10 protein-coding genes and 1 tRNA gene are annotated in these 13,587 nt (G+C 59.9%); 6 read left to right on the forward strand and 5 right to left on the reverse strand.

Annotated elements, in window-relative coordinates; genetic code table 11:
* Nucleotides 1-9: 9 nt before the first annotated feature.
* A complete protein-coding gene (locus tag FHS83_RS19270; RefSeq protein WP_208414911.1) occupies nucleotides 10-1,233 on the reverse strand; it encodes a trypsin-like serine protease in 1,224 nt (407 codons plus the stop codon).
* A gap of 337 nt (nucleotides 1,234-1,570) precedes the next feature.
* Here FHS83_RS19270 and ilvD point away from each other — a divergent pair, with 337 nt between their 5' ends.
* Nucleotides 1,571-3,286, forward strand: coding sequence for a dihydroxy-acid dehydratase (gene ilvD, locus FHS83_RS16400; protein ID WP_208414912.1), 1,716 nt, complete (start codon nucleotides 1,571-1,573; stop codon nucleotides 3,284-3,286).
* A gap of 53 nt (nucleotides 3,287-3,339) precedes the next feature.
* On the opposite strand, the gene FHS83_RS16405 is transcribed toward ilvD, so the two are convergent.
* Nucleotides 3,340-3,906 carry an outer membrane protein gene (locus FHS83_RS16405; RefSeq protein WP_167084102.1) on the reverse strand — a complete coding sequence of 189 codons (567 nt, stop codon included), beginning with the start codon at nucleotides 3,904-3,906 and terminating at the stop codon, nucleotides 3,340-3,342.
* A gap of 110 nt (nucleotides 3,907-4,016) precedes the next feature.
* On the opposite strand from FHS83_RS16405, the gene FHS83_RS16410 reads away from it, so the two are divergent.
* Both FHS83_RS16410 and FHS83_RS16415 read left to right on the forward strand, forming a co-directional pair.
* The gene (locus FHS83_RS16410; protein ID WP_167084104.1) at nucleotides 4,017-5,843 is read left to right on the forward strand and encodes a DUF885 domain-containing protein; all 1,827 of its coding nucleotides are present in this window, start codon (nucleotides 4,017-4,019) and stop codon (nucleotides 5,841-5,843) included.
* A gap of 103 nt (nucleotides 5,844-5,946) precedes the next feature.
* A complete protein-coding gene (locus FHS83_RS16415) occupies nucleotides 5,947-6,801 on the forward strand; it encodes a polysaccharide deacetylase family protein (protein ID WP_167084106.1) in 855 nt (284 codons plus the stop codon).
* Nucleotides 6,802-6,807: 6 nt separating this feature from the next.
* Here the strand turns inward: FHS83_RS16415 and FHS83_RS16420 are convergent, their stop codons facing one another.
* The gene (locus tag FHS83_RS16420) at nucleotides 6,808-8,268 is read right to left on the reverse strand and encodes a glucan biosynthesis protein (protein ID WP_167084108.1); all 1,461 of its coding nucleotides are present in this window, start codon (nucleotides 8,266-8,268) and stop codon (nucleotides 6,808-6,810) included.
* Between the two features lie 515 nt (nucleotides 8,269-8,783).
* On the opposite strand from FHS83_RS16420, the gene mdoH reads away from it, so the two are divergent.
* Nucleotides 8,784-10,577 (forward strand): glucans biosynthesis glucosyltransferase MdoH, encoded by a 1,794-nt coding sequence (gene mdoH / locus FHS83_RS16425; RefSeq protein WP_167084110.1) that lies wholly within the window; start codon nucleotides 8,784-8,786, stop codon nucleotides 10,575-10,577.
* Here mdoH and FHS83_RS16430 read toward each other — a convergent pair.
* Both FHS83_RS16430 and FHS83_RS16435 read right to left on the reverse strand, forming a co-directional pair.
* On the reverse strand, nucleotides 10,557-10,979 hold the full coding sequence (locus tag FHS83_RS16430; RefSeq protein ID WP_167084112.1) for a response regulator: 423 nt from the start codon (nucleotides 10,977-10,979) through the stop codon (nucleotides 10,557-10,559). The two genes, mdoH and FHS83_RS16430, sit on opposite strands and share 21 nt — an antisense overlap.
* Before the next feature lie 156 nt (nucleotides 10,980-11,135).
* A tRNA-Ser gene (locus FHS83_RS16435) sits at nucleotides 11,136-11,225 on the reverse strand.
* A gap of 187 nt (nucleotides 11,226-11,412) precedes the next feature.
* On the opposite strand from FHS83_RS16435, the gene FHS83_RS16440 reads away from it, so the two are divergent.
* Both FHS83_RS16440 and FHS83_RS16445 read left to right on the forward strand, forming a co-directional pair.
* On the forward strand, nucleotides 11,413-12,360 hold the full coding sequence (locus tag FHS83_RS16440) for a septal ring lytic transglycosylase RlpA family protein (protein WP_167084114.1): 948 nt from the start codon (nucleotides 11,413-11,415) through the stop codon (nucleotides 12,358-12,360).
* Between the two features lie 31 nt (nucleotides 12,361-12,391).
* A complete protein-coding gene (locus FHS83_RS16445; RefSeq protein ID WP_167084116.1) occupies nucleotides 12,392-13,585 on the forward strand; it encodes a D-alanyl-D-alanine carboxypeptidase family protein in 1,194 nt (397 codons plus the stop codon).
* Nucleotides 13,586-13,587: the final 2 nt, after the last annotated feature.

Raw genomic sequence — 13,587 nt, forward strand, 5'->3', positions numbered from 1 at the left:
GTTTAAGGGTTATTTCCGCTTGCGCCGGAAGGCGCCAAATCCGGCCAGGCCCGCGAGCACCAAGGCGATGGAGGCGGGTTCTGGAACGCGCTGGAAGGCAATTTTCCCGGCCAGCACGGAATCGAGATAGTCCGCATAATAGGAGATGTTGGTCACACCATTGATCTCGCCGAAGCTGGAATCGGTACAGCTTCCGCTATCGACATCGAAGGAGACGTCGATGTCTTTCGGTCCGCCGCAATAGATGTACTGACCATCGAAGCTCAGGATCGCGCCGGTCTGGCCCCAGGAGGTGATGCCCGCGATCTTGCCATCGACAAATAGCGGACCACCGGAATCGCCTGGTGCAGTGCCCGCTTCATGCGCGATGCCAGTCTGCTTCACGCACAGGCTGGCAAGCGCCGGGTCTGGAATGTCGCAAAGCAGGCCGAAGACATCGTTTTGGGCGAGGCCGCTGTCGAAATCGTAGAGCAACACGCCTTTGTCGGGCCCGCCGATGCGCAGATCGATGCCGTAATAGTTGAGGAAGGCATCGTAGAAGTCGCTGGCATATTCATCGAAGGTGTTTTCGCCAACGCGTTTGCGCAAATCCCAAATGCCACCCAAATAACCTGTCTCGCTATCGGCGCCGACAGCACCCCAGCCGCTTGTTCCGGTGCCGACTACGGAAAACTGCCGGCCCATAGGATCCCCACGGAAAAGATCGTAGGTCGGCACGCCTTTCATTGGCGCATCGAGTTTCACCACCGCGAGATCCTCGCCGAGAGTTTTGATGTCCCAGCCGGGCAGGGTCGTGATGGCGCCGCCGACGGCGATATCCAGGGGGCCGGGATTAGGCGCAGGGCTCACCCCATGAAGAATACGCCCGTTCGGCACCGCGAATTGAATCGACTTCAAGGTGCCGACTTCGGGATTGGCCACGCAATGGGCGGCCGTTACGACAAGGGTGGGCGAGATCAGCGAGCCCGTGCAGTAGGTCGCATAACCCGGCTTCAAGGCATCGCCTTTGATCATCAGCGTGCCGACGCCCTCATATCCGGGCGTGCCGCCGACACCGGCGAGATATGGGCTCGATAAATTCAGCCCACCGCCGGGTTTCAACATATCGGACTCTTTGGAGACCACCATGGTAGGGATCGGCTTCAACGCGCTCGTTGTTGCCGGAATAGCGCTGGCCCAGCTCGCCGAGCTCATGAGTACAGCCGCAAATAAAGGCAGATAAGGTTTCGTCATTCTGACATTCCCCAGATCAGTCATGCGCCGCGCGGGCGCTATGCAGGGGGAATTGCAATCACCGGACCATTTCAAAAATGACGGCACGCGTAAGGGGAGTTTTGCCAATCTGTCAGCATGACTTACAATTGTCTGCTCTTGTCATGGGCGAATGGTGTGGATGCAAAAAGAAGGGGCAGTTCGCCCCATGTCCGCACAAATAGGACAAATGTCCTTAAAACCCCTATAGCGCACCTGCGCCGCAAAGTTTCTTGCAAGGGGCGGATAGCAGCGGTACGGAAATATCATGAATCCACCGCCTGATGAGGCGGAATAACATTCTTGCGTGGATGCCCTGATGCCCAGCTTCGACAAATCGAAACTCCCGTCCCGTCACGTCACTGAAGGCCCGGAGCGCGCACCGCACCGCTCCTATTATTACGCCATGGGCCTGACGGAAGAAGAGATTCACCGCCCCTTCGTAGGCGTGGTGTCGGCTTGGAACGAGGCCGCGCCCTGCAATATCGCCCTGATGCGCCAGGCCCAGGCCGCCAAGAAGGGCGTGAAAGAGGCGGGCGGTACGCCGCGCGAGTTTTGTACCATCACCGTCACCGACGGCATCGCCATGGGGCATGAGGGCATGCGCTCCTCGCTGGTCAGCCGCGAAGTGATCGCCGACAGTGTGGAACTGACCGTGCGCGGCCATTGCTATGACGCCGTGGTCGGCATCGCGGGCTGCGACAAATCCCTGCCGGGCATGATGATGAGCATGTTGCGCCTCAATGTTCCCAGCGTCTTCCTTTATGGCGGCACCATCATGCCGGGCCGTCACAAGGGCAAGGACGTCACGGTTGTGGACGTGTTCGAAGGCGTTGGCTCGCATTCCGCGGGCAAGATGGATGTCTGCGAACTCTCCGAGCTTGAACGCCATGCCTGCCCGGGTGCGGGTGCGTGCGGCGGCCAGTTCACCGCCAACACCATGGCCTGCGTCTCCGAAGCCATCGGTCTGGCGCTGCCGTACTCCGCTGGCCCGCCAGCCGAAATCTTGGCGCGTGACGACTATGCCGAGCTCTCGGGCAAGGCGGTGATGAACCTGATCGCCAAAAACATTCGTCCGCGCGATATCTGCACCCGCAAGGCCTTTGAGAATGCGGCGGCGCTGGTGGCGGCCACTGGCGGCTCGACCAATACCGCGCTGCATCTGCCCGCCATGGCGAATGAATGCGGCATTGATTTCGATCTCTTCGATGTCGCCGAAATATTCAAGCGCACGCCCTATCTCGCTTCGATGAAGCCGGGCGGCAAATACGTCGCCAAGGATCTGTGGGAAGCGGGCGGCGTGCCGATGCTTTTGAAGGTGCTGCTCGACGGCGGCTACATCCATGGCGATTGCCTGACCGTGACCGGCAAAACCATTGCCGAAAACCTCACGGATGTCGTGTTCAATCCGAACCAGAAAGTCGTGGTGCAGGTGAAGGACGCGCTGGCCCCGACGGGTGGCGTGGTTGGCCTGCGCGGTAATCTGGCGCCGGAAGGGGCCATCGTGAAAATCGCGGGCCTCAAGCACATCAAGCACCGCGGCCCCGCGCGCGTGTTCGATGGCGAGGAAGCCGCCTTTGCCGCCGTGCAGGCGCGCGATTACAAGGAAGGCGATGTCATCGTCATCCGCAACGAAGGCCCCAAGGGCGGCCCCGGCATGCGCGAGATGCTTTCTACCACCGCGGCGCTGTACGGGCAGGGCGTTGAAAACATCGCCCTCATCACCGATGGCCGCTTCTCAGGCGGCACGCGTGGCCTCTGCGTCGGACATGTCGGTCCGGAAGCGGCTGATGGCGGCCCCATCGCGCTGCTCAAGGATGGCGACATGATCATCATCGATGCCGAGACCGGCGCGATCGAGGTGGAAGTCTCCGACGCGGAATTGTCCGAACGCAAAGCGCAATGGAAGCCGAAGAAGCCGCTTTACGCTTCGGGAGCGCTCTATCGCTATTCCAAGAATGTCGGCCCGGCCCGCTACGGCGCGGTGACGACCCAAGGCGCCAAGGACGAAGTGACCTGCTACGCTGATATCTAGGCTCAGCTTCTCGAGAATGTGGAAATGGCCGGTCATCGCACCGGCCATTTTCGTTACATCGAGAGTTTCAGGCCCAGCATGAAATTGTGGGTCTTGTATTCAACCCGGCCGACACCGGCGAAGTCTGCGTTGTTGGCGGCGATGTAGCGGTATTCGCCGATCAGCGAGAGGCGCCCAGCTAAGGGATATTCCACACCGGCGAGCGCCTGCATACCGAAGCGGGTTTGCGTCTCGTGTGGTCCTCCCATGGCGCCGAAATTCACCGCCACGGCACCTGCGCCAACGCCGACATAAGGCTTCACCGGCAGATCCAGATCATCGAAATGGTAAATCAGGTTCGCCATGAAACTGGTGCCGCCAAGATGGGAGCTGCAACAGGCGTATTGATTTTGGGAGTGCACGATATCGCCGCGCAAATCCCATTCTGGGCCAAGTAGACCGGTGAGGCGAAGCCCGCCGGAAATGCCGATATTATAGCCGGTGTTGAGCTTATACCCGACACCACTGATATCGAGCCAGCTTCCCAGAGTGCCGCCTGCCGTGCCTTGGACATATCCCTGTGCCAGAGCCGGTGTCAGGCTGAGGAGGGCCGCCGCCGCTGCGTATGCCCAGGGTTTCATCACATGCCCACCGCGATAAATACACGCAATTAACACCGCCGAGGCGTCGTAGTTCCCCTCGACTCCGCGCGCAGGCACCGTACACTTGAGCCGGACCGGGGGAGTTCGTGATGCGTTTGAAATCAGTATTTCTAGGAATTGGTCTGGCCGCCATGATTGCCGGCGGTTATGCGGGCTACCGCACCATCTGGGGCACGCCTTTCAAGTTCGATCATCTGCTTTTACGCCAAGCCATCGAAATGGTGGCCGAGAGTCCGCAAGCCTTGACCAGCGCGGGCCTCATTGATGGGGCGTGGTACGACGTCACTAGCGGCAAGCTGGATAAATATTCGTTGGCCCAGCGCGCGAAAAACTATGCCCGCATCGAGCGCTATAAAACCGAGCTTGCGGCCTGGGACCAGAGCGCGTTGACCAAGCAGCAGAAGCTTTCGGCCGCCATCCTCAATTGGAGTTACGATCGCGCCCTGGCGAATGAGAAATATCCTTGGCTTGGCGCCAATGGAAAGCCCTACCCGGTAGAGCAGGCGTTCGGCATCCAGAAGGAAGTGATCAATTTTCTGCTCACCACCCATCCCATCAAGAACGAGCGACTGGCGGAGCATTATGTCGATCGCGTCAAGCGTGTCGGGCCGCTGATCGACGCCGTGCGCGAGGATGTGGCACGGCAGGCCAAGCTGGGCGTTGTGCCGCCGGATTTTATCATCGACCGCAGCGTCGCGCAGATGGAGGCGTTGATCGCGCCGCCAGCGAAAGACCATCCACTGGTGAAGAATTTCATCGCCAAATCCACCAAGCTCGGCTTGAAAGATGAAACCCGCAAGCGGCTGATCGTCGAGATACAAACGGCGGTCGAGAGCGGCATCTATCCGGCCTATCGCCGCCTCATCACCGAGGAAAAAGAGCTGCGCAAACACGCCTCGCATGAGGCCGGTATTTGGCGACTGAAAGGCGGCAGCGCCTATTATGCCGATCAGCTCAAACAGCTCACCACCACCGATATGACGCCGGAGGAAATTCATGCCTATGGCCTCTCGGAAGTGGCGCGGATCACCGCGGAGGAAGACGCGATCCTAAAATCCGTTGGGCTGACGCAAGGCAGTGTCAGCGAGCGGATGAAGAAACTCGTCTCCGATCCGCGCTTTCTTTATCCCGATACGGATAAAGGGCGCGAAGCGCAGCTTGCCCGTTACCGTGAAATCCTCGCGCAGATGAAAGAAGAACTGCCGAAAGTCTTCGCGCATCAGCCCTCTATCCCGCTCGAGGTGGAGCGCGTGCCCGTGTTCTCCGAAAAAGGCGCGGCGGGCGCGTATTACCAGCGGCCATCTTTGGACGGCAAACGCCCTGGCACTTTCTTCGCGAATGAACGCAAGCCCAGCGCGGTGGCGATGTGGATGATGCCGACCTTGGCCTATCACGAAGGCATTCCCGGTCATCACATGCAGATCGCCACCCAGACCGAGATCAAAGAGCTTCCGTATCAGCGGCGCATGGGCGGCAATTCGGCCTTTAGCGAAGGCTGGGCGCTTTATGCCGAGCATCTCGCCAAAGACATGGGCGTCTATGATCACGATCCCTATGGCGATCTTGGCCGCCTGCAAGCGGAGATGTTCCGCGCCGTGCGTCTTGTGGTCGATACCGGCATGCATGCCAAGCACTGGTCGCGCGAACAGGCGATTTCCTACATGGTTGAACAAACCGCGATGGACGAGGGGGAAGTCACTGCCGAAATCGAACGCTATGTCGTGTGGCCGGGTCAGGCCTGCGCCTACAAGATCGGGATGAAGACGATTCTCGATGCACGGGAGAAGGCGAAGGCTGAGCTGGGCCCCAGATTCGATCTCAAGGGCTTTCATGCCGTGGTGCTCGATAATGGCGCCATGCCGCTTCTGCTGCTTCAAAAAAACGTCACGGAATGGGTGGCGGAGAAGAAGCGCTGAGCAGTTAAGGATGTTTTGGGACGGTTCAGCGGGGCCCGTCCCTTGCCCCAATGTAGCCGCTGTCCTAAACTGGCACGGGTTGCGAATGGGGACATGGGGCGCCATGCGCTTTGGGGTAGGGCTTGGGGCGGCGTTAGCGCTCACGACCAGCGCGGCTTTGGCGGCGGGCAATGATGTGGCCTGGTTTCAGGGCTCCACCATCTTTCATTCCGGTCTTCGTGAAGCACACACCATTGCACTCACTTTTGACGACGGTCCCAATGCTGCCACGGGCGCGGTGCTGGATGTCTTGAAGGCACATAACGTCAAGGCGACGTTCTTTGTCGTGGGCGAGATGGCGAAACGGCACCGCGATGTCTTGGCCCGCATTTCGGCGGAAGGCAGCCTGATCGCCAACCACAGCGCCAGCCATCCCCAGCTCACCGGTTCCTATGACGCTGACCCGAACAAGCTGATCTATCAGATCAAGATGGTGCATGAAGAGATCGCGCCCTTCATGAAGACGGGCGATAAATTTTATTTCCGCGCCCCCTTCGGCTATTGGCGCTCGGCGCATGCGCGCATTCTCAATGCCGATCCCGAGCTGAAGAATTACGTCGGCCCGATCTATTGGGATATCGGCGGGCAGATCAGCATGCGCGACGGCTATATCATGAGCTCTGCAGACTGGGATTGCTGGCGCCATAAATGGACCGCCCAGACCTGCGCCAAAGGCTACTTACGCGAAATCCGGCGCTCGGATGGCGGTGTGGTGCTGATGCATTCGGTGGTGGCCAAATCCGCCGAGCTTGCCGAGGTGGTGATCGCGGCGGCGAAGGAAGAAGGCTATCGCTTCGTGCGCCTGGACGAGGTGCCGCAATATCGTCAGTACGAGACTCCGCAACAAGCGCCCGCCATCGCCGCGCTGCCAATGCCCACGAAAGAATGGACACTGGTGCGCAACGAAGACGTCAAATAAGCGCGATCACGGAAAAATCTGATACATCCAGGTTTCGGTGAGCGGCTTGCCGTTCGCCTGGATAAGGCAGCGCAGATTCACCGGCTCCTTGCCTTCGAACACCGCGTCGAAAATGGCGCGCCAGCGATTGGTCCCGACTACCTTGATCGAGTAGGCCGCCGCGATATGGCCGCGCGACAACGTGATGGTCGGCTTCAGATCATAGCGCGGCGGCATATCGCCAAGCGGACCACCTTCGAAATCAATCGCGAAGCGGCGGGCATTGGGCATGCCTTGCGTGCCTGGAGCGCCGCCGCGCCCGATACGGGTCGCCACCACATGCGCAACGGATTTCGGCAGGAAAGGCTCTGGGTCTTGCCAATAGAGCCGGTAGTCCAAAGACATTGATCCGCCCGCGGCGAGCTTTGTCTTGGGCGTCCAATAGACCACGATATTGTCGTGGATCTCGTCATTGGTGTTGATCTCGACGAGCTGCACGGCGCCTTCGCCCCATTGCCCCTTGGGTTCAACCCAAACGCTCGGGCGTTTGTTGTAGAAGGCGCCGTCATCCTCGTAATTGGCAAAATCGCGATCACGCTGGATGAGGCCGAATCCTTTTGGGTTCACATCCATGTAGGAATTGGTTTGCACCCCAGGCGGATTGGCGAGCGGGCGGTAAATGCGCTCGCCGGAACCGGTCCACAGCGCGAGGCCATCGCTGTCGTGAATCTCCGGGCGCCAATCGGCCGCCTGCTGATGATTGGCCTCGCTATACCAGAACATCGAGGTGAGCGGCGCAATGCCGAGACGATCAATGTCGGCGCGCGCGAAAAGCTCGGCATGGATGTCCATCACCTGACCTTTGCCCTTGCGAGTCTCGATGCGATAGGCGCCCGCGAGGCTGGGACCTTCGAGCAGCGCATAGACGGTGATGACTCCATCTGGCGTTTCCGAGAGCCAGAAATTGGTGAAGATCGGAAACTCCTCACGCGTCGCCGTCGCGGTGTTCACCGCTAGTCCGCGCGCGGATAATCCGTACTGATCTTCGCTGCCCGAAGTGCGGAAATAGCTTGCGCCCTGAAACGCCATCCAATCGCGTTCGGTATCGCGCCCATTCATTACACGGAATCCAGAAAAACCCGCCGTCGGCGGCAAGCTTTTGTCGAGACCTGTTCCACCCCAGTCAAAATAGCGCGGATGATAGAGCACCGGGCGCGCGCTATCGCCATTAATCAGACTAATGCGTACCGGCTCTTGCACGGTTTCCCGCAAGGAAAACATGCGCACCGGATAGGGAAGGCCGGCGAACAACGCGCAATCGGGGCGGAAGCGAATCTTTTGCGCGACGTCGTAATTGATCCCGCGTACCACGTCAGGCGCGGGCCGCGTGACCGGTTTATAGGCAGCAGCGGCAATGCTTTTGGCGTGCTTTTTCAGGCGATCAAAGCTGAAAGGATGCGGTGGGCCTATAATAAGGCCATCTTTCACGCCTTTTGCGCCTGCTGCTTTTATGGTCAGCGCAAATGGCAACGCACCCAGAAAATGTCTTCGTGAAAACGGCAAGCTTAAGTCCTTTCGCGAAGGCTGTGACGAATTTCGGTAGGCTAATGCGCAAACGCCGAAAAAGCCGCGAGGCTTTTTGTGGCCCCTCAGAGATTCCGCATTAAGGACGAAATGTCGCCATTTCTTACCTCTACATCCAAACTGTCACGTCGTAACTACAAAAGCTGCGGAGTGACAAATCTGGGGCATATTCGCCTTCTGCCTCTGACATGTGTTTATGTCTTACGACACCTGTCTGGAGCAAGATGAGGAGACCAAGTTGAAACGCGCGCCAGATACACGCACGATCCAGAGACTGCCCACTGCGCTCACGGCTCCGCCGCCACGTCCGCGTGCAATGCCTAAAGCTGAAATCGTAATTTGGACACCTGCGCTAGCTTACAGCGCTGTAATGCGGTCCATCGCCGAACTGTTTGCTAAGCCCGTCCGCGGCGCCCTGCGTGAAGAAGCCTGAAGCTACGCTCTTAACACTGCGCTGGCTCTTTCTGGGCCTTGTGCTTGCCACCACAGCGGCAGGCATGAGCCGCCTCTGGAATCTTTTGCGCATTGACGGGATGAGCCTGCTGGAAGGGCTTTATCTTGTTCTCGTCGCTATTCTCTTTACCTGGATCAGCGCTTCTTTTTGGCTGGCCGCGTTAGGCGCCTATGCGTCCTGGCGCGGCATTGCTGATTCCACTTTGCGCTGGCCAGACCGCCGCAGCATGACCACGCCGCCGCGTGCCCGCACGGCGCTGCTATGTCCGGTGCGCAACGAGGAAACTCGCCGGATCGTCGCTGGAATTGAAACTATCGCTGCTTCTATTCGCGAGGCGGGCGAGGGCGACTACTTTGATTTTTTCATCCTCAGCGATTCCAACGATCCCGAGCGCATTCTTGCCGAAACGATGAGCTGGCAGGACATGCAAGAGGGGGATGGCCCGCATATCTATTACCGCCACCGTGAAGACAACAGCGGCAAGAAAGCGGGGAACATCGCAGAATTCTGCCGTAACTGGGGAGCCCATTATGACTATATGGTGGTGCTCGATGCCGACAGCCTGATGACCGGCGAGACCTTGGCCTCGCTGGTGGCGCTGATGGAAGAAAACCCGCGCGCCGCGCTGATCCAGGTGGCGCCGCAACTTGTCGGGCGGGATTCGCTTTTCGCCCGTATCCAGCAATTCTCCTCCTCCGTTTATGGCCCGCTTTACGCGACAGGACTTTCACTGCTGCAAGGACCGGGCGGAAATTACTGGGGCCATAATGCCATCATCCGTATCCAGCCTTTCATGGAACATTGCGGCCTTCCTGAGTTAAAGGGCCGTGCGCCTTTGGGCGGCGAAATCCTCAGTCATGATTTTGTCGAGGCGGCGCTTTTGCGGCGTGCGGGCTGGCGCCTGCATCTCGTCACCGAACTCACCGGCAGCTATGAGGAACCGCCGCCCACACTGATCGATCATCTCATTCGCGACCGGCGCTGGTGTCAGGGAAACCTGCAACACATGCAGTTGATTTTTGGCCAGGGCTTCACCACCGAAAGCCGCGGCCACTTCCTTAATGGGGTGATGAGTTATCTGTCGTCGCCGTTATGGTTCGCCATGCTGATCGTTTCGGTTTTTGTGATCGTGGATCAGCCAGACATCGCGCCCGTCACTTATGTCGGGCGATATCCTGTGCTGGCGCTCGGCACCTCGCATGTCTTCGATTTCGTCGCGCTGGTGGCGGCCATGGTGCTGCTTTTGTATGGGCCGAAGCTTTTCGCGCTGGCGCTGCTGCTCAAAGACCGTGAGGCGCGCAAAGCCCATGGCGGCGGCATCCGCGCTAGCCTCAGTGTTTTGCTGGAAGCGATTTTCTCGACCCTTTTGGCGCCGATTTCAATGCTTTCCCAAAGCGCTTTTGTGGTGCGCATTCTGATGGGTGAGACGCAAGGCTGGGGGGCGCAGTTTCGCGATGAGCGCCGGGTGCGCACTTTGACGATCGCGCGTGCCTTCTGGGTGCATACGCTGATTGGTCTTTGCGCTGGCGCGGCGATCTATGTCTTTCTACCCGGCACGATCTGGTGGTTCACGCCGCTTCTGGTGGGCCCCATCCTCTCCATTCCCCTGGTGCGGCTCACCTCCAGCGTCAATGCGGGGATCGCAGCGAGGCGCTTGGGGCTTTTCTTAAGCCCTTCGGAGACAGGACGTATCCCGATTGCAGAGGCCTTGCGGGCGCGGCTCGAAGCGCCAGCCGCGTTAGGCCAGCTTCAGAAGTGAAGCGAGGGTTCGAACCAGTTCGTCTGGTGCGGCGGGCTTTTGGACGAGCGGCAGATGCCGCCAGGGATCCAGCGCGCTATGGGTGGTCTTCACACTGTAAAACAGAAACGGGACGCGCCGCTGGGTGAGCAGCTCTGCCACGGGCGTGACCAGTTGCTTGCCGAGATTGAAGTCGAGCGTGGCGCCTGTGATGTCACCTTCCCGGGCGCGCTCCAAGGCCTCGGCTAAGGTGGCGCAGGGCCCAATCACCTCGGCGCCTTCTTCCTCGAAAACGGCCTGAAGCTGCATGCCGATGAGGAACTCGTCCTCCACCACGAGAATGCGCGCGCCGCTCAGCGCCCCGCCGGGGGTAACGGGGGGGCTGGCATTCTGCCCGTCAGATTGGACCGAATTGGTCTGCACACGCGCTCTCCCTCTGGAATCCGCTATTTAGGGTAAGCAATTCCTGGGGAGGCGGATCGTTCCCGACCTAAAGGAAATTACCCCGCTTTTGGGAGGCGATGCACAAAATTGCAACATCGGCGGGCGGGACAATGGCGGCTCTTGGGTGAAGGAAACTGGCGGATGGGGAGGGATTCGAACCCCCGGACCCCGTGAAGGGCCGTCGGTTTTCAAGACCGATGCAATCGACCACTCTGCCACCCATCCGCGATGGCGGGATGACGTAAAGAACCGCGGCCCTCAGTGCAAGCCCGCCGGTTCGTGTTGTGGCGGGCAGGAGGTAAGGGGGGTAGCTGAAGTTTTGTTTACCCGGCGCCGGGACGGCCCTTCGGCCTTTTCCTTGTCATCTCCATCGTTTACGACTGGGGGTGACGATTGGGGCTGATTCCTCAAGATGCGTGCCTTACCGGGAAAAGCCTGTGCCGGACTGATGCTCGCGGCCCTGGCAGCGGGCTGCGCTACAAGCGTGCCGGAAGATACCACCCCGCGCGTGACCGTGCCGCCCAATACGGGCGTCTATCGGGTCGGCAACCCCTATCAAGTGGGCGGGATCTGGTATTACCCGCGCGAACAGCCCGATTATGACGAGACCGGCATCGCCTCCTGGTATGGGCCGGGTTTCTACGGAAATCTTACCGCCGATGGCGAGATGTTCACCTCGCAAGACCTAACCGCCGCGCACAAGACCTTGCCGATGCCGGTCAATGTGCGCGTGACCAATCTCGAAAACGGCCGTTCCCTGATTTTGCGGGTGAATGACCGCGGGCCCTTTGCGCAAGGCCGCGTGATCGACGTATCGGAGCGGGCCGCCAAGCTGCTCGGATTTTTCGAGAAGGGCACCGCGCGGGTGCGCGTGCAATATATCGCCCGGGCCGATCTGCCGAACGGCAAGCCGCAACCCTTTGGCGCCGGAACGCCGGAATCGGTCCAGAACGAGCTGCCGGCCGCGCCAAACGGCGCAGTTGAGACCGGCACGCTTACCCCTGTGCCGGGCATCAATGTCGCGCCGCCTAAACCGGTCAAGCCCGCCGTGCCGGTGCCACAGGAAACCACAATCGGCAGCGCCGATGCGGGCGCCTTGCCAAGCGGGCAAGTGACCAAAGTGCCGGTCCCCGCCGTGACCCATCTTTATGTCCAGCTCGGCGCCTTCTCGAACTACCAAAACGCGCTGCGGCTTGCGACCCGGTTGGGGGGCGATGTCAAGATTTCGACCATTCAACGGAACGGTCAAACCCTCTATAGAGTGCGCTCTGGACCGTTTGCGACGACCGATGACGCGGACCAGGCGCTCTCGTCGCTGCTGTCTCGTGGCGGCGCCGATGCCCATATCGTCGTCGAGTAAAATCACTGCTTAGCCTACCGGAGGCCATTCCATGCCGCGCTTACGCGTTCTGTCTGCCGTTCTTCCCTTAGCCTTGCTCGCTGCTGTTCCCGCGAAGGCCGCGATGAACACGACGGCGGAGCACGCCGTCCTGATGGATGCGGAAACCGGGCAAGTGTTGTGGGCGAAAGACGGCTATGCCCAGATGGCGCCAGCCTCGATGTCCAAGCTGATGACCATCGAGCTTCTGTTCCAGCGCTTGAAGGACGGGCGCGTGAAGCTGACGGATACTTTCGCGGTCTCCGAACGCGCTTGGCGCACTGGCGGCTCCAAAGGCTTTGTGCGCGTCGGTGACCGGCTGACGGTGGAAGACCTCATCAACCGTATCATCGTGGTGTCGGGCAATGATGCCTGCGTGGTGGTGGCCGAAGCGCTCGGCGGCTCGCAGGAAGGCTTCGTCGATATGATGAACAAGCGCGCCAAGGAGATCGGTCTCACCGGCTCGCATTTCGTCAATCCGGATGGACTGCCGGAGCCGGCCGGTCAGCTCATGACCGCGTATGATCTGGCCAAGCTGGCGCGTCATCTCATCAAGGATTATCCGGCTTATTATCACTTCTTCAGCGTGCGCAGCTACACCACCTCCGATCAGGGCAAGTCGATCACCCAGCCCAATCGCAATATGGTGCTGGATAAGTTCCCCGGCGCAGACGGGCTGAAAACCGGCCATACCGATCTTGCGGGCTACGGCGTGACCGCCTCGGCGGTGAAAGACGGTCACCGCTTGATCCTGGTGCTCAACGGACTTCGTTATCCCGACCTCGACAAGGCGGGCCCGGCCAAAGCCGACTGGTTTGCTGAAATCCGCCGTGGCGAGGAAGCTGCGCGCGTGCTCGATATGGGCTTCCGTGAATTCCGCTCCTATCCGCTCTTCAAGGCAGGAGAGGTCGCGGGCACGGTGCCGGTGTTCGGCGGTGCGGCGCAAACCGTTCCGGTCACCGCCAAGGTGCCGGTCAATGTCACCATGCAGGTGGATTCCCGCCAAGCAATGAAGGTTGCCCTGAAATACAAAGGTCCCGTGGCTGCGCCGGTGAAAGCTGGCGATCAGGTTGGCACGCTGACCGTGACGGCGCCTGATTTTCCGGGCCTGACCGTACCGGTCTATGCGACGCAAGATGTCGGCCGTCAGAACATCTTCATCCGCATGTTCACCGGCATCAAAGCGCTTCTCGGGGGCAAGAAATAGTT

Origin of the sequence: Rhizomicrobium palustre (assembly GCF_011761565.1) — a bacterium.
GTDB lineage: Bacteria > Pseudomonadota > Alphaproteobacteria > Micropepsales > Micropepsaceae > Rhizomicrobium > Rhizomicrobium palustre.